Source organism: Streptomyces sp. H39-C1 (assembly GCF_027158125.1).
Taxonomy (GTDB): Bacteria; Actinomycetota; Actinomycetes; order Streptomycetales; family Streptomycetaceae; genus Actinacidiphila; species Actinacidiphila fildesensis.
In genome coordinates, this window is record NZ_JAPVLS010000037.1 from 45194 (window position 1) to 60747 (window position 15554).

A 15554-nucleotide genomic window follows, 5' to 3' on the forward strand; every position below is an offset into this window, starting at 1 on the left:
GCACGTCATGTGCGGGCGAACAGTGGGGAATTGCCGTGGAGCGGCGTGTATCCGGCAACTTCTCTTGACGGTTGTCGTCAACCACCACTAGACATCGGATGAAAGCTTCGCGTTCTGTCATAGCCCTGCCATCGTTCTGTCCTGCGAATGAGCCCTGTCCCCGCATCAACGGAGATGCCCATGAGCCGCTCAGCACGCACCCTCCACCTGGCACTCGCCTTCGTGGTCGCCCTGGTCACAGCCATCGGCCTGACCGGCGGCCCGGCCACCGCCGCCGCGACCCCCACCGCCGCGCCGGCCACCGCCGGCCCCGGCACCAACTACGCCTACGACGACCCCTTCACCAGCGCCCGCACCCAGTGGTGGCGCGACGACCACTTCGGCATGTTCATCCACTACGGCGCCTACTCCCAGCTCCAGGGGACGTACACCCGCCCGGACGGCTCGGTCTGCCGGGACGCCGAGTGGATCGAGCGCGACTGCGCCATACCCAAGGCGCAGTACGAGGACATCGCCGCACAGTTCAACCCGGCGTCCTTCGACGCGAACGCGATCGTGAAACTGGCCAAGGACGCGGGCCAGCGCTACATCGTGCAGACCGCCAAGCACCACGAGGGCTACGCGATGTGGCCGACAAAGGTCAACACCTGGAATCTGCGCGACCACTCGTCGTTCAGCAAGAGCCGCGACATCCTGGCCGAGATGAAGGCCGCCGCCGACTCCCAGGGCATCAAGTTCGGTCTGTACTACTCGATCTGGGACTGGCACAACCCGAACTTCACGGCCGACTTCCCGCAGTACAAGAAGGACATGTACGCCCAGCTCAAGGAGCTCGTCGACAACTACCACCCGGCGGTGCTGTGGTTCGACGGCGAGTGGGCGACCGACAACCCGACGAACCCGTGGTCGACCGCCGACGGCGAGGCGCTGCAGACCTATCTGCACGGCCTGGACCCCAACCTGGTGATCAACAACCGGGTCGACAAGCGCCGGGTCGTGGACGGCGACTACGGCACTCCGGAGCAGGAGATCCCCCCGGCCCCGGTCGGCGGGCAGCTCTGGGAGTCCTGCATGACCCTCAATGACCACTGGGGGTACGCCGGTTACGACACCAACTGGAAGTCCGCGACCACACTGACCCGTAACGTCGTCGACATCGCCTCGCGCGGCGGCAACTACCTCCTCAACATCGGCCCGGACAAGACCGGCGCGGTGCCCTCGGGCGCGGTCGACCGGCTGCGCTCGATGGGCTCCTGGCTCTCCGCCAACGGGCAGGGCGCCGCGGTGTACGGCGCGGGCGCGGCCAGGAACGTGGCCACTCCCGCCTGGGGAGCCGTGGCCTCGGCACCGGGCAACAAGCTGGAGGCGTCGGTCTACACCTGGCCGGGCGCCGGCAAGCCGCTGCATCTGAAGGCCACCGCGCCGCTGACCATCACCGGGGCGCGGGTGCTGGGCAGCAGCCAGCAGGTCACCGTGAAGGCCGCGGGTGACGGCTACGACATCACACCGTCGGGAGCGGCGGCCAACGCGACCGCCACCGTCATCGAGCTGACCTACGCCCCGCCGCAGCCGGCGAACGGTACCGGCACCGGGCTGACCGCACAGTACTGGGACAACACCTCGTTCAGCGGGGCGCCGAAGGTGACGCGGACCGACCGGACGATCAACTTCGCCTGGCGCTACCTCGGTTCACCGGACCCGGCCGTCCCGACCGACAACTTCGCGGCACGGTGGACCGGCTCCGTCCAGCCCCGCTACAGCGAGACGTACACCTTCCTGACCGTCTCCGACGACACGGTGCAGGTCTGGGTCGACGGCAAGCAGATCATCAGCAACACGACACCGCACGATGCCGCCGTCAACACCGGCACCGTGACCCTGCAGGCCGGAAAGAAGCACTCGATCCGTATCGACTTCACCGAGCGCACCGGCGAGGCGGCCATGAAGCTGCTCTGGTACGCGCCCGACGAGGCACAGCGCATCGTGCCGGCAGGTCAGCTCTACCCGTCCTGACCGCACGACCGGGTGCGGCGGGCACCATACCGGTGGCCGCCGCACCCGTCCCGCTCAGTCCTTCGGCGGAATGAACGGGGTACCGGTGCGCGAGGAGACGGCGAGGGTGTGGACCTTGCCGTCGGCACCGATCTCGATGACGGGTACGGCCTTGTCCGTCGGAGAGCCGTCGTTGGCGAAGGAGATGTACCCGCTCGCCCCCATCACCGCGTCGACCCCGTGCAGCGACTGCCAGATCTGGATCATCTGCGAGCCGGTCACCCGGCCATTGGCTCCCGGGGAGCGCCCCACCGTACGGGCACCCTTGACCGCCGCACTGACCGCGTCGTAGCCCATCATCGCCTGGCCGTCGTCGAGCCCCTCCAGCGGGAACGTCGCATGGTAGTAGCCGTGCTTGCCGAGAACGGCGACGTCGTCCCGCACCGCGGCCGAGTACGCGTCGGGGCGCCTCTCCCAGGCCTCGGGGTGGGCGAGACCGGTGTACAGCAGCCGGACGGTGCCACTGCGCAGGGTTTCCTTGATCTCGTCGAAACCGGCGGCCTGGGCGGCCTGCGAGGCATCGTCGCCGGAGAGCACGATGAGCTTGCGGGCGGAGCACGGCCGGTTCTTGAGCGGCGCGAGGAAGCTCGGCAGGTTCACCCCGCGCCCGGCGAAGTAGATGACATCGGGCTTGACCGCGCACAGGTTCGCCATCCGGGTCGCGAACGCGGTGGCGACACCTTCCTGCGAGGAGTCGTACTGCTCGACCTGGCCGACCAGCCGCTCCTCCGGGAAGGCCGCCAGGAACGCCTTGCCGAGGGTGCGGCTGTACTGGTCGTCCGGCCGGGCGTCCTGTATCACCATCACCTTCAGCGCGGAGTACGGCGGCTGCTTCAGGAACGAGGCGGCGGCCGCCGCCTCGTCGGTGTTGGTCGGGGCGGCGCGCACCAGTCCCGGAATCCCGGCGAGCGTGTCGGCGGAGAGGACGGAGCCGACCGCGCCGAGCTGCAGCCCGCCGGAGTCCGTGTTGCCCGTCACCTTCCCTATCATCCGCGCGGTCGCGTCCGTGCTGGTGCCGAGCCCCGCGACGGCCACGATGTGCTGCGGGCCCACCCGGCTGCGGATCTCCTCCAGCGTGGCGTCCCGCTGCTCGTCGGTACTGCCGCAGTTGGCCAGCAGCAGCCGGATACGGGGGACGTCGCCTCCGCCGAGCGTGTTGTTCTTCTCGTACAGGGCCGCGTACGCGCCCTGGATCTCGTGCCGTACGGAGTCCGGGGTGTTGGTGTCCTTGGGGCCGGGGACCAGGGACATGAGGTAGACGATGCTGACGAAGGAACGGTTGTCCTGGTCGACCGCGGCGTTCTGCGTGTGGATCAGGTCGGAGACCGCCGCCAGGTTGTCGGAGAAGTGGAACGAGCCGTCCGTCACCCCGACGCAGCTGCGGTCGGCCCCGACGTGTCTGACCCCGTCGGCGCACGAGGTGTCCTCCGGCCACAGCGTCCAGGTGAGCGTGCCACCGACGAGTGCGAGCACCAGCACGGCCAGCACCACGTTCCACGGCCACCGCATCCACAGATGACGGCCGGTCACCCAATGGCCCCGGGTCGACATCACGCGCTCCTCCTCAGCAGGGATCGATCGGACGGACCGGCTTCGGTCCTCAGTCGGTGAACCGGGCGGCCTCGTCCAACAGCGTGTCGGTGTCGGCGTCCGCCGCCAGCGCCAGCTGCCGGAACATGGCGCTGATCTTGTAGTTGAGTTCGGGGCGGCCCGGTGGCAGCCGGTTGCGGGGATCGCCCGCGAGCCACAGCGCGGCCGCCAGCTCGGCCAGCGGACGGCCGGTGACCGGATCGGCGTACGCGGCCGGCGCGTGCTCACGGGACAGCTGGCCCGCGTTGTGCGACGGCTGATCGTCCGTGAGCTGCGCGCGGTGCATCGGCGCCGCGGTGACGTGATAGAGCTCGCGCAGCCAGGGCACCGCGTCGGCGGCACCGAAGCCACGCGCGAAATGCATGACCACCGTGTCGAGTTCGTTGAGTGCGAGCCGGTGGTAGAGGGCGTCCAGCGGACGGCTGAGCCGCTCGTGCCACGCACACAGCGCCTGGTGCGCGTGCTGCCAGGCGGCCGGTCCGCCTACCGGAGCCGGCCGCCCGGCGAGTTCCTCCAGCAGCAGCAGTCGCAGCCACGGGTGCAGGACCGGGCGCTCCTCGGGGGCACCGGGCGCCACCAGATAGCCGGACGGGCCGCGTCCACCGCGGGTGTTGGCGTCCTCGGGGATGGGCGCGAACAGCCACAGCTGGTTGCGCAGTTCCAGCATCACGGTGTCCCGGGCGTGCTCGGACAGCTCGTTGAGCAGCCCGGAGTTGACGGCCGCCGCCGGGGTCCTGGCGGCGGCGACCGGTACGGCGGCGGCCCGCTGGTCGGTGGTCAGCCCGTCGAGCAGGTAGTCGCGGACGACGGCGCCGAGCGGCGGCCTGCGCACCGGATCGCCGCCGTCCCCGGGCACCGGGGTGTCCAGCAGGCCGTACAGATCTCGGTCGGAGACGCCCGCCGCGAGCAGCCCGCCGATGGCGGTGTGCACCTGCTGGACGCTCCAGGGGTGGCCGTAGGTGAGCCGGTGCACCAGCGGGGTGGCACGGGCCAGCCGGGTGGCGTGCACGGGATGGCGTCCCGCCTCGAGCGACACCTCGACCTCGTACAGGTCGCGCAGTCGCACCGGATACCACCAGTCGGCGGGCGGGGCGTCGGTGCGCGGCCGCCAGTCGGCGTACGAGGCGCGGTCGGCGACCTGGATGTACGGGTCGCCGGGCCGTCCGTCGGCGGGGCCGGGCACCGCGCGGGTGGTGGCACTCGTCGCCACGATCAGCAGCGGGTCGTACCTGCCCGGCTGCGACACCGCGTGCTCGGCGCGCAGCCGTACCAGCAGGTCCAGGAAGCGGGTGCCGTGGCTGTGGTCGATGTTGTCGAGCAACACCAGGCAGTTGTGGTCCCGGCGCGCGTGCCCGTACGCGGCGCGCAGATCGGCGAGGAACGCCTCGCACAGCCGCCGGTCCACCGCCTCCCGGTGTTCCTCCGCCGTGCTGCGGCTGCGCAGGTTCAGCTCGACCAGTTCGTCCATCGCGGTGGGCGGCCCGAGCGAGCCGTACCAGTGGTACGTCTGGTTGAGGAAGGTGCGGGTCGGCATGTACTCGAACCCGCGCAGCAGCACACCGATGATCAGGTCGGTGCCGGGGATCGGCGACAGGCCGAGCGAGTCGACGATCGAGCTGATCCCCTCGCCGGCGTCGACCGCGGCGCCGCGGCTGCGGGCCTGGCGTAACGCCTTGCGCAGTTCACGGGTGGCCTGTTCCCGGTCGGTCAGCGACAGTTCGGGCTGCACGGCGAGCAGCCCGAGCAGCAGCCGCGGGAAACGCAGCGGCTTGATACCGGTGTGCTTGCGCGCCAGCAGGAACGCCAGATGCACGGCCACCTCGTACGGCCGCTGTTCGTCCGCCGCCGCGAAGTCGACCCGGGCGGCGGGGGCCCCGCGCGTCACCGCCTCGAAGTGGTCGAGCGCGAACGTCTTGCCACTGCCGGGCCGTCCCAGCAGGGCGATCAGCGGCAGTGCGCGGTCCTGTGCCCGGGGCGGCCGTGACCAGCATTCATGCACCAATGCGTCGATCTCGCCCAGCCCAGGGGGCGGCGCCTGCACCATGCCCGTCCCCCTCGCGGTGCGCGTGATCGCGGAGACAGCATCGTGCCATGAAGAGCCTTGCGGGGCATGGGCTTTGACCGTTCCCGGACACACCCAGTGTCCATCCGGGCACGGCGAGTACGGCAGGGGGCCCGGCAGTCGTCACTGCCGGGCCCCCTGCCGTACGTCTACCTGTGCGGGTACTCGTTGGCCACCTCGTGCGTCACGGCTACCAGCGGTACCAGCGGCCACGGCTGCCGGATGCCCCGGTACCGCGCATCACGAAGCCGAGCAGCCAGACCACCAGGACGATCACCGCGACCCACCAGAGGATCTTCAGGGCGAATCCGGCGCCGAAAAGAATCAGCGCGAGCAGTAGGACCAGAAGCAGTGGACCCATGGTTATCAACCTCCTGACCAGCGCATGCCCCCAGGTGAACCGCTCATGCTTCCGGATTTCCGACCCCTCTCGGAGAAGCCGTGGGCCCTTGGCAGGCATGGGATGCGGGATCCCGGGCAGACGGAGTGTCGTCGGGACCGGCGAACGCGAATCACAGGGAGATACGACCTCATGGGCGCAGCAGCCAGGGCACAAGGCATATCGCGCACCGCCGTCGCGCCGGGTACGGCGCCGGAAACGGTGCCGGAGCTGCCCTGGGTGGAGGACGCCGGCAAGGTCGCCCCGACCGACGCACGGGCGCTCTCGAAGATCTTCTTCGATCAGCTGCAGGTGCTCGAAGAGGGCACACACGAGTACCAGTACGCGCGGAACACCCTGATCGAGCTGAACATGGCCCTGGTGAAGTTCGCCGCCCGGCGCTTCCGCAACCGGTCCGAGCCCTTCGAGGACATCGTCCAGGTCGGGACCATCGGGCTGATCAAGGCCATCGACCGCTTCGACCTGTCACGCGAGGTGGAGTTCCCCACCTTCGCGGTGCCGTACATCATCGGTGAGATCAAGCGGTTCTTCCGCGACACCAGTTGGGCCGTGCACGTTCCGCGCCGGCTGCAGGAACTGCGGCTGTCGCTGGCGAAGGCCATCGACGAGCTGTCCGCCGGGCTGGACCGCTCCCCCACCACCGCCGAGCTGGCCGCCCATCTGGACCTGACGACCGACGAGGTCGTCGACGGCCTGATGGCCAGCAACGGCTACACCGCCGGATCGCTGGACATGCCCGCCTCCGAGGACGATGAGCGGGGCGGCGGCCTCGCCGACCTGATCGGCGATCTCGACCCCGCCATGGCGGGCGTCGAGAACCTGCAGACGCTCAAGCCGCTGGTGGCGCAGCTCAACGAGCGCGACCGCCGCATCCTGCAGATGCGCTTCGGCGACGAGTTGACGCAGGCCCAGATCGGCGCGGAGCTCGGTGTCTCGCAGATGCACGTCTCCCGGCTGCTCAGCTCGGTGCTGGCCAGGCTGCGCGAGGGCATGCTCGCCGGCACCTGCTGAGCCGGGTGCCGCCGGAACATGTCCTTCCGGGCCGCGTCCGTCGCCGACCCGGCCGGCCGAACTCGTGACGCCGGCGCCCCGATGTCGCTCTAGAGTGATCCGATGGGACTCACACACCTCGGCGGGACCGCTGTCGGACGACGCGTCATATCGCTCAGGTCCCGCTCGCGGCGGGCCGCCGCGGTGGCCGCGATCACCGTATGGGCCGTCACCGGCACCCTGCTCGGGTCGGTACCGGCCCACGGTGCGGCCACTCCCCCGCCCCGCTTCCCGGTGCCGGTGACGGTCGGTTCCGCCCACCAGGTGATCAGCGTGCAGGCCCACGGTTCGTACGCGACCGTCATCGCCTGGCAGCAGACCGGCGCCATCTGGATCAAGAAGTACGTGACCACCGCGGCGCGGGTCGGCTCGCACGGCATCACCGACGGCGCCACGCGCAAGCAGGGTACGTACACGACACCCACCGGCACCTACACCCTCACCCAGGGCTTCGGCGTCGACGCCAACCCCGGCACCCGGATGCCGTACCACCGGGTCACCGCGGCGGACTGGTGGGTGGAGGACCCGGACTCCCGCTACTACAACCGGATGCGCCAGGCCGCGCAGGGCGGCTTCCCGCTGACGGAGGCCGGCGACCACGGCAGCGAGCACCTCGTCAACTACCCCGTGCAGTACCGGAATGCGCTGGTGATCAACTTCAACACCAACCCCGCGGTTCCGGGCCGCGGCGCCGGGATCTTCCTGCACGCGCTCGGTCCGAAGGCCGGGCCCACCGCGGGCTGTGTCGCGATTCCGCAGAGCGTCCTCACCAATGTGCTGCGCTGGGCCGACCCGGCGCAGCACCCGGTGATCGCGATCGGGTGACCGGCGGCCTGCTCTGCCGACCGGCGGTTTGCTACTGGCAGGTATAGGTCGGTGTCCCCAGGGTAGGAGAGGCCTCAGTGTTCGGGCCCGCGGGCCATCACGGCGGCAGGAGCGACATGATCGGGATCAAACGGCGTACGCCGGCCATGCCGCCGCCGGTGCAGGCCGCCACCCACCACCGGGCCGCGCACTACGACGGCTCGGTCGGCAGCATCGGCGCCGCCCGCCGGCTGACGGCCGACTTCCTGCACCAGCTCGCCGCCGAGTGGTACGCCCCGGTCGGCGCGGAACAGATGCAGGACATCCTGCTGGTGGTCAGCGAGCTGGCCACCAACGCGGAGCGGCATTCCGGCGGCCCCTACCTGGTGGAGCTGGCCGGCGACGCCGAGTCCGTCCACGTCACCGTGTGGGACAGCGGCAGCACCCTGCCGCGGGTCTTCGCCCCCGATCCGCTGCGGATCGGCGGGCACGGCATGGAGATCGTGCTGCGGCTCTGCGACGGTCTGACGATGGAACTCGTACCGGTGGGCAAGCGCGTCAGCGCCCGGTTCGACCTCACGTAGGCCTGCGTCCCCTCGCCCTGGCACCGCCGGGCCTTCCGGGTCGGCACGGACGGGCGATGAGATGTTGCCGCCCCGATCACCCGAGGAGAGGCTGAGCTCGACGTCACCAGGTCTCCGTGAGCGCGGGCGTGACCGCGCCGGGCGTGGTGGACGGAAGGAGCGAGTCCTATGAGGGTCATGCTGAGGGCGCATCTGGACACCCAGGCCGGGAACGCGGCGTTCAAGAGCGGCAGGCTGGGACAGGTCATGGAGCAGCTGTCGGAACTCCTCAAGCCCGAGGCGGCCTATTTCGGCCCCAGCGAGGGCGACCGGTCGTGCACCTTCGTCTTCGACATGACGGACAGTTCGCTGCTGCCCTCCATCGCGGAACCGCTCTTCGAGGAACTCGGCGCGAGGATCGAGATCCAGCCGGTGATGAACAGCGAGGACCTGCAGAAGGGGCTTGCCGCGGTACGGAAGGGCTGAGCACCCGGGCGGCCGCCCGGACCGGTCCGGGCGGCTCGGGGGCGATGCTCGCGCCTACTGCCCGCGGCGGCGCCGGTAGTAGGAGAGCGTGACCACGCCGAGCAGCGGACCCCACAGCAGCAGGGGCGCGTAGCAGGCGTCCATCACCACGAGGGCGAGTCCCGTCGGCGCTCGCTCCGCGCCTCCGAAGCCCTTCGCGTTGGGGATCAACAGCAGCATCAGGGCGATCGAGCCGAGCGCGGCCGGGATCACCGCCGCGAGCGGCGGGACCCGCCGGCCTCCGACGACCGGGATCCAGCGCGGAACCGTCTCGCCCCAGGGCCTGACCAGTCCCAGGGTGAGCATCGTCAGTCCTTCGATGCCCAGGCCCATCACGACGCACACGACGCTGAACCAGCCGGGGGCTCCCAGGCCGGTGGTGTCGAAGCCCACCGGGATGCCGAACCCCATCGTGATCCGCCATATCCCGGACGGGACGGCGGTGAGCGCCGCGACCTGCGCGGCGACGACCACCCATCGGGCGGGAAGCGGGCTGCGGCGGACGGCTGCGGGAATCTCGTGAGTGACCATGTGACCAGGCTGTCCCGACGGCCGCCGCACCGGATCATGCCCGGGAACGGACCCCGTCCCCCGCGCGGGGGACGGGCGCCTCGTACCCGGCGTCAGGCGGAGGGGCCGGCGCTTCCGGTGGGAGCACCGGAGGGGCGCTGCGGGAGCAGGACCCGGCAGGTCTGGTAGGCCTGGGCCGTCTTGGGGTCCGAGGTGTTGAAGCCGCGCGGGCCGCCGCTGCCCGGGGACGCGGAGGGCAGCACGACGCCGTGGTCCTTCAGACAGCTGGTGAAGGCCTTCATCGCGGTGCTGTCGCCGCCGAAACCGCCCCGGTTCCCGCCCTGACCGCCGGTCTTCGGTCGCAGGGACGCGCAGGCCTGCATCGCCTGCTGCCGGGCCGGATCGGCGGAAGCGCCGCCACCCCCGAAGCCGCCGAAACCGCCACCGGGCCGGCGGCTGCCCCCGCCGGCTCCCGGCGTGCCCTTGCCGCCTCCCGGCCGCGCGCTGCCGCTCGGCCGCGTCGGCAGGGTGACGCCGTGCTGCGCGAGGCACTGGCGGTAGGCGTCCATCCGGGCCGCCCCGGACGCCGACCCGGAGGCGGACGGCTAGGCCGCGGCGCTCGAAGCGGCCGAGGAGGAGCAGGCGGCGAGCAGCAGGACGCCGGAGGCGAGAACGGCGGCCGCCGCGGCGGCCCGGAGGGCCGGTCGCGCGGTGGACGGCCGGGCGGTGGACGGCCCGTCGGTGGTCCAGGTCATGGCCGTTGTCTCCTCGGAGCGTTGGACGGGGTCGGTGGTCTGCGACGTCAGGTCGGGCGCGGGCCGGGGACCCGCGGTGCCGGCGGCCCATGACTGAACCGCACGCAGGTGGGGGCTGCCAGGGGACTGGCTGTGAGTTCCCTGGCAGTCGGCGTCGCTGCGGGGCCGGGGAAGCGCGGATCGCGGTCCGTTCGGTGGGCTATCGTCCCTATCGCGCGGTATGCGGTCGTTCGGGCTCCCAGGGAACTCCCAGACTTCTCCCAGGAATTCAAAGGTGCGGACGGCCAGGATGTGCCGCCATGAAGGTGCTCCCACGACGGCGCAGGGCCGTCCTGATCAACTCGGCGCTCGGCGTTGTGGTCCTCGCGGGTGCCGGTGGCGCCTACGCGACGGTGAACAGCGGCAGCGACACCCCCGCACGGGCCGGCACGCGGACGGTGACGGTCGCCAAGGGCACGGTGCTGGCGACGGTCTCCGGTTCCGGGTCGCTCACCTCGCCCAGCGACGCCGGGGTGAACTTCACCACCGGCGGCCAGCTCACCGAGGTCGACGTCAAACCCGGCGACAAGATACCCAAGGGCAAGGTGCTAGCCAAGGTGGACGCGACAGCGGCCGAAGAGGCACTCGCCCAGGACCAGGCGTCGCTGATCGCGGCGCGGGCCGACCTCACCAAGGTGGAGGAGGGCCAGCCGAGTTCCACCACGACGGGTTCCGGCGGTGGGTCGCCCAGCGGGTCCTCCGGCGGCTCGGGCCGCTCCCAGGGCAACGCGACCCGACACCGGCCCCCACCCCGACGCCCACCGTGGATCCGGCCCAGCTCGCCCAGGCCCAGGCCCAGCTCACCCAGGCGCAGAACACCGTGGACGCGGCGCAGCGCGCGGTCGACGGAACGGTGCTGAGGTCCCCGGTCGACGGCACCGTGGCCTCGGTGTCCGGCAAGACCGGACAGTCGGTGTCCGGCACGGGCAACTCCACGGCGGGCGGCCCGTCCGGCAGTTCCGGCTCGGGCTCCGGGTCGGGATCCGGGTCGGGGAGCAGCAGCGCCACCGGTTCGTCGACCACGCCCACCGGCTTCGTCGTGATCACCAATCCGACCGGTATGCAGGTGACGGCCAACTTCTCGGAGTCCGACACCCTCAAGCTGAAGCCCGGCCAGACGGCCACGGTCACCCTCAACGCCGAGTCGGGCACGGTGCTCAACGCCAAGGTGCTCTCGGTCAGTTCGCTGCCCGTGAGCAGCGGGTCAGGCTCGAGCGGCGGCAGCGGTTCGGGAAGCGCCGTGCAGTACGCGGCGACCCTCTCCATCACCAGCCCGACCGAGGGCCTGCGCACCGGGCTCAGCGCCAACATCCAGGTCGTGACGAGCGAGGCCTCCGGGGCGCTGTACGTGCCGACGGCGGCGGTGTCCGGCACCGGCGCGAACCGCACAGTGACGGTGGTCAGGCCTGACGGCAGCACCCAGCGGACGAGCGTGACGGTCGGTGTGGAGGGCGACACCGAGGACCAGATCGCCTCCGGCCTCACCGAGGGCGAGCAGGTCCAGATCACCACCGTCTCCTCGTCGGGGACCAGCGGTTTCCCGAGCGGCGCGTTCCCCGGCGGTCTCGGCGGTGCCGGGCGGACCCGCACCGGCGGCGCCACCGGCGGTGGCGGTACCGGTGGCGGCGGTACCGGTGGCGGCGGGTTCCGCACCGGCGGCGGGGGGTGGCCGCGGATGACCCCGGCTCTGGGGCTCCGGCTGCGCCGCCGCGAGGCGGCGGCGGGCGGGCCCGACCCACGTGCGGACGGCCCCTGGGGGCCCGCGCCGGTGATCGAGGTGCGGTCGCTGCTCAAGACGTACGGGCACGGCGACGCGGTCGTGCGCGCGCTCGGCGGCCCGCCGGACCCGGACAGCGGCACGGCGCCCGGCGTCGACCTCGTCGTGCGACAGGGCGACAGGGCGACATGGTGGCCGTGATGGGCAGTTCGGGGTCGGGCAAGTCGACGCTGATGAACATCCTCGGCTGTCTGGACGTGCCCACCTCCGGCCGGTACCTGCTGGACGGGATCGACGTGGGCGGCCTGGACGAGCACCAGCTCTCGCTGGTCCGCAACCGCAAGATCGGGTTCGTCTTCCAGTCCTTCAACCTGGTGCCGCGTACGTCCGCGCTCGCGCAGGTGGAACTGCCGTTGGCGTACGCCGGGGTGAAGACGGCCGAGCGGCGCCGCCGCGCGGTGGCGGCCCTGGAGCTGGTGGGTCTCGCCGACCGGATGGACCACCGCCCCAATGAGCTGTCCGGCGGGCAGCAGCAGCGGGTGGCGGTGGCGCGGGCGCTGGTCACGGCGCCGGCGATGCTGCTGGCGGACGAGCCCACCGGAAACCTGGACAGCCACAGCACCGAGGAGGTGCTCGCCATCGTCGACCGGCTCAACGCCTCGGGGCGCACCGTCGTGCTGATCACTCACGAGGACGAGGTCGCCCGGCACGCCAAGCGGGTGCTGCGGCTGGTCGACGGCCAGGTCGTGGAGGACGTACGGCAGGCGCCGGCGGACGGTCCGCCGCCCGCGCTGCGGGATCCCGCCGCCTTCGCGGCCGCCGCCCCGCACGCACCGCACGCACCGAACTCCTCGTCTTCCTCGCGGGCGCTGACCGGCGGAGGCAGCCGGTGAACCCGTTCGAGACGCTGCGCTTCGCCTTCGGCGGACTCGCAGCGAACAAGGTGCGGTCCGCGCTGACCATGCTCGGGGTGCTGATCGGGGTGGCCGCGGTCATCCTGCTGCTCGCGGTGGGCAACGGCTCCTCGCAGGCGGTGAAGGACTCCATCGAGAAGCTGGGCACCAACTCCCTGACCATCTCGTCGGGCGCCGGATTCGGCGGCGGGCGCTCCTCGTCGACCGTGAAACCGCTGACGGTCGCCGACGCCAAGGCACTCGCCGACCCCGCCCAGGCACCCAGCATCCAGGCCGTCGCGCCGGAGGTCACCACCTCCCAGACGGCGCTGTACCAGGGCACCTCGCACACGGTCGGCCAGGTCGTGGGCACCTACCCGGCGTACTTCGAAGCCTCGAACAGCAAGGTCGTCAAGGGCGACTACTTCAGCGCCGACGATGTGCTCAACTCCCGCAAGGTGGCGGTGATCGGTGCCACCACGGCGACCGACCTGTTCGGGACCGCCAGCCCGATCGGCAGGTCGGTGGTGCTCGGCGGCACACCGTTCACCGTGGTCGGGGAGCTGGCGGCCAAGGGCGGCACCGGATTCCAGGACCCGGACGACGTCGTGATCGCCCCCCTGACGACCGTGCAGAACGCGTTCACCGGCTTCGGCTCGCTGAACCAGATCCTGGTCGAGGCGAAGTCGGCCGACGCCACGACCCCGGCGCAGAACGAGATCACCGCCGTACTGATGGGGCAGCACGGCCTCAAGGACCCGTCGGCGCTCGACTTCCGGGTGAGCAGCCAGGAGTCGCTGCTGACCACCCAGGCGTCGACCAACAAGACCTTCACGGTGCTGCTGGGTGCGGTGGCCGCGATCTCGCTGCTGGTCGGCGGGATCGGCATCACCAACATCATGCTGGTGACGGTGACCGAGCGGACCCGGGAGATCGGGATCCGCAAGGCGATCGGCGCCCCGCGGGGCGTCATCCTGGGGCAGTTCCTGGCCGAGTCGACACTGCTGTCGCTGGTCGGCGGCGGGCTCGGGGTGGCGGTGGGGCTCATCGGCTCCCACTTCACGATCGTCGGCATCAAACCGGTGGTCATCCCGGAGTCGGTCGTCGGCGCGTTCGCCATCGCCGTGGCGATCGGGCTGTTCTTCGGCAGCTACCCGGCCAACCGCGCCGCGAGCCTGCGGCCCATCGAGGCCCTGCGGCACGAGTGAGACGGCGGGTGCGACGCCTTCCCGGCGACGATCACTCCCCCGCTCGCCCACCCCGCCTCGATCATTCCCCCTCGACAGCACGGACAGGAGAAGCGGACATGGCCCGACGCCGCACCGATCTCGTGAAGGCCGACGCCCAGGATCCGGCGCCGTCCGACACCTACACCGAGTACGACCCCGGCTTCAGCGACCCGGACGGCACCACCCGTCTGCCGGTGGTCCCCGGCACCTCGGCAGCGGAGCCCTACGGTTTCGCGGAGGCGGGCCGGGCGGAGATCCTCGAGAGCTCCGGTGGCCGGCCGGCGGCCCGGCTCGGGGCCCGGGCTGACGCCCGAGCAGGCGGCCCGGGTCTTCGAGCGCTTCTACCGGGTGGACGCCTCCCGCAGCCGCCAGGAAGGCGGCGGCGCCGGGCTGGGCCTCGCGATCGCCTCCGCGCTGGTGTCGGCCCATCACGGCGAGGTGGAACTGGTGACCTCCCCCGGCGAGGGAGCCGTCTTCCGGGTGCTGCTGCCCTCTGCCGCGGAGCTGTGAGGGCCGCACCCGTACGACGGCCGGCCCGCGGCGGCCGGCTTCCGGCTACTGGACGTCGAACTCGTTGCCCTCCGGGTCGGCCATGGTGACGTGGCTGCCCCCCGGCTCGGACACGACGTTCAGTACGGTGGCGCCGAGCGCTTCCAGCCGCTTGACCTCCGCCTCGCGGGCCTCCGCACCGACGTGCAGGTCGATGTGCAGCCGGTTCTTGCCCTGTTTGGGCTCCGGGACGCCCTGGAAGAGCACCCGCCGGTCCAGGCCCATGCCGGTGGCGGCATCGAACGGGTCCTCCGGGTGGCGCACGGCCGCCAGCGTCGACCAGCCCCGGCGCCCTTCGGTATCGATCAGATCGGCCTCGGCGATCGCGCCGACGCCCAGCAGCCGCTCGATGAGCGCGGTGTGGTCCTCGACCTCGTAGCCCAGTGCCTGTGCCCAGAAACCGGCGAGCCGGTGGGGGTCGGCGCAGTCGATGACGAGTTTCCAGTGCAAGGCCATACGTTCCTCCTTGAGTGGGCGGACCAGGACATGTCCGGTCCCGCTTCGATGTAACCAGTTATGGGATGCGGTGACCGGCCGACGGGCTCACCCTGTCCCGGCTGCGGCATCGGGAGACTGCCAGGCCGCGGCACAGAGCGAGTTCTCCGCCACTTCTGCGTACAGCGCGGCGCCCAGCCAGGCACGGGCGAAGTGGGTCGTGTCGGCCGGGAGCAGACGGCCGAAGGGGTCGCGGGCGCGTTCGGTGGCGGCCTGTTGCAGTGCGGCCAAGAGGTCGGCGGCGGTGGGGAGGGCGGACCGGCGCAGGCGGTGGGCGTCGGACGACAGCGATCCGGGACCGGCGAGAAAGCGCCGCCCTGC

General features: G+C 71.4%; 17 protein-coding genes and 1 pseudogene. 10 read left to right on the top strand and 8 right to left on the bottom strand.

Annotation, left to right across the window (positions count from 1 at the left end):
• The first annotated feature begins 180 nt into the window (after positions 1–180).
• Positions 181–2013, top strand: coding sequence for an alpha-L-fucosidase (locus O3W51_RS24005; RefSeq protein ID WP_269287321.1), 1833 nt, complete (start codon positions 181–183; stop codon positions 2011–2013).
• A 54-nt stretch (positions 2014–2067) separates the two neighbouring features.
• Here O3W51_RS24005 and O3W51_RS24010 read toward each other — a convergent pair whose 3' ends face one another.
• The 3 genes from O3W51_RS24010 to O3W51_RS24020 all read right to left on the bottom strand — a co-directional run bounded on the left by O3W51_RS24010 (position 2068) and on the right by O3W51_RS24020 (position 6065).
• The gene (locus O3W51_RS24010) at positions 2068–3603 is read right to left on the bottom strand and encodes an ABC transporter substrate-binding protein (protein WP_138354490.1); all 1536 of its coding nucleotides are present in this window, start codon (positions 3601–3603) and stop codon (positions 2068–2070) included.
• 49 nt (positions 3604–3652) lie between these two features.
• On the bottom strand, positions 3653–5686 hold the full coding sequence (locus O3W51_RS24015) for a hypothetical protein (RefSeq protein ID WP_269287322.1): 2034 nt from the start codon (positions 5684–5686) through the stop codon (positions 3653–3655).
• A gap of 208 nt (positions 5687–5894) precedes the next feature.
• Complete coding sequence (locus O3W51_RS24020; protein ID WP_138354488.1) at positions 5895–6065, bottom strand: hydrophobic protein; 171 nt, start codon at positions 6063–6065, stop codon at positions 5895–5897.
• A gap of 171 nt (positions 6066–6236) precedes the next feature.
• Between O3W51_RS24020 and O3W51_RS24025 the strand changes: the two genes are divergently transcribed.
• The 4 genes from O3W51_RS24025 to O3W51_RS24040 all read left to right on the top strand — a co-directional run bounded on the left by O3W51_RS24025 (position 6237) and on the right by O3W51_RS24040 (position 9007).
• Positions 6237–7115, top strand: a complete 879-nt coding sequence (locus tag O3W51_RS24025) for an RNA polymerase sigma factor SigF (protein ID WP_138354487.1) — start codon at positions 6237–6239, stop codon at positions 7113–7115.
• 102 nt (positions 7116–7217) lie between these two features.
• Positions 7218–7979, top strand: a complete 762-nt coding sequence (locus O3W51_RS24030; protein ID WP_138354486.1) for a L,D-transpeptidase family protein — start codon at positions 7218–7220, stop codon at positions 7977–7979.
• A 116-nt stretch (positions 7980–8095) separates the two neighbouring features.
• A complete protein-coding gene (locus tag O3W51_RS24035; RefSeq protein ID WP_138354485.1) occupies positions 8096–8542 on the top strand; it encodes an ATP-binding protein in 447 nt (148 codons plus the stop codon).
• A gap of 168 nt (positions 8543–8710) precedes the next feature.
• Complete coding sequence (locus tag O3W51_RS24040; protein ID WP_187144750.1) at positions 8711–9007, top strand: DUF3303 family protein; 297 nt, start codon at positions 8711–8713, stop codon at positions 9005–9007.
• Between the two features lie 54 nt (positions 9008–9061).
• Here O3W51_RS24040 and O3W51_RS24045 read toward each other — a convergent pair whose 3' ends face one another.
• The 3 genes from O3W51_RS24045 to O3W51_RS24055 form a co-directional block, all read right to left on the bottom strand.
• A complete protein-coding gene (locus O3W51_RS24045; protein ID WP_138354484.1) occupies positions 9062–9577 on the bottom strand; it encodes a hypothetical protein in 516 nt (171 codons plus the stop codon).
• Between the two features lie 92 nt (positions 9578–9669).
• Positions 9670–10125: a hypothetical protein gene (locus O3W51_RS24050; RefSeq protein WP_198358559.1), complete on the bottom strand. Its 456-nt coding sequence runs from the start codon at positions 10123–10125 to the stop codon at positions 9670–9672.
• Between the two features lie 36 nt (positions 10126–10161).
• A complete protein-coding gene (locus O3W51_RS24055; protein ID WP_187144751.1) occupies positions 10162–10311 on the bottom strand; it encodes a hypothetical protein in 150 nt (49 codons plus the stop codon).
• 299 nt (positions 10312–10610) lie between these two features.
• Between O3W51_RS24055 and O3W51_RS24060 the strand changes: the two genes are divergently transcribed.
• The 5 genes from O3W51_RS24060 to O3W51_RS24080 all read left to right on the top strand — a co-directional run bounded on the left by O3W51_RS24060 (position 10611) and on the right by O3W51_RS24080 (position 14699).
• Positions 10611–11210, top strand: coding sequence for a peptidoglycan DD-metalloendopeptidase family protein (locus tag O3W51_RS24060; protein WP_138354482.1), 600 nt, complete (start codon positions 10611–10613; stop codon positions 11208–11210).
• A complete protein-coding gene (locus tag O3W51_RS24065) occupies positions 11114–12268 on the top strand; it encodes an efflux RND transporter periplasmic adaptor subunit (protein ID WP_269287325.1) in 1155 nt (384 codons plus the stop codon). Before O3W51_RS24060 ends, O3W51_RS24065 begins: the two co-directional genes overlap by 97 nt.
• A complete protein-coding gene (locus tag O3W51_RS24070; RefSeq protein ID WP_232485792.1) occupies positions 12268–12960 on the top strand; it encodes an ABC transporter ATP-binding protein in 693 nt (230 codons plus the stop codon). The genes O3W51_RS24065 and O3W51_RS24070 overlap by 1 nt, the downstream gene beginning before the upstream one ends.
• Positions 12957–14168, top strand: coding sequence for an ABC transporter permease (locus O3W51_RS24075; protein ID WP_138354480.1), 1212 nt, complete (start codon positions 12957–12959; stop codon positions 14166–14168). Before O3W51_RS24070 ends, O3W51_RS24075 begins: the two co-directional genes overlap by 4 nt.
• Before the next feature lie 291 nt (positions 14169–14459).
• Positions 14460–14699, top strand: a complete 240-nt coding sequence (locus O3W51_RS24080) for an ATP-binding protein (RefSeq protein WP_381587235.1) — start codon at positions 14460–14462, stop codon at positions 14697–14699.
• A 45-nt stretch (positions 14700–14744) separates the two neighbouring features.
• On the opposite strand, the gene O3W51_RS24085 is transcribed toward O3W51_RS24080, so the two are convergent.
• Entirely contained in the window at positions 14745–15194 is a 450-nt protein-coding gene (locus tag O3W51_RS24085; protein WP_138354478.1) for a VOC family protein, read from the bottom strand.
• An 87-nt stretch (positions 15195–15281) separates the two neighbouring features.
• Positions 15282–15554: pseudogene (locus O3W51_RS24090) on the bottom strand (hypothetical protein); the annotation flags it as partial.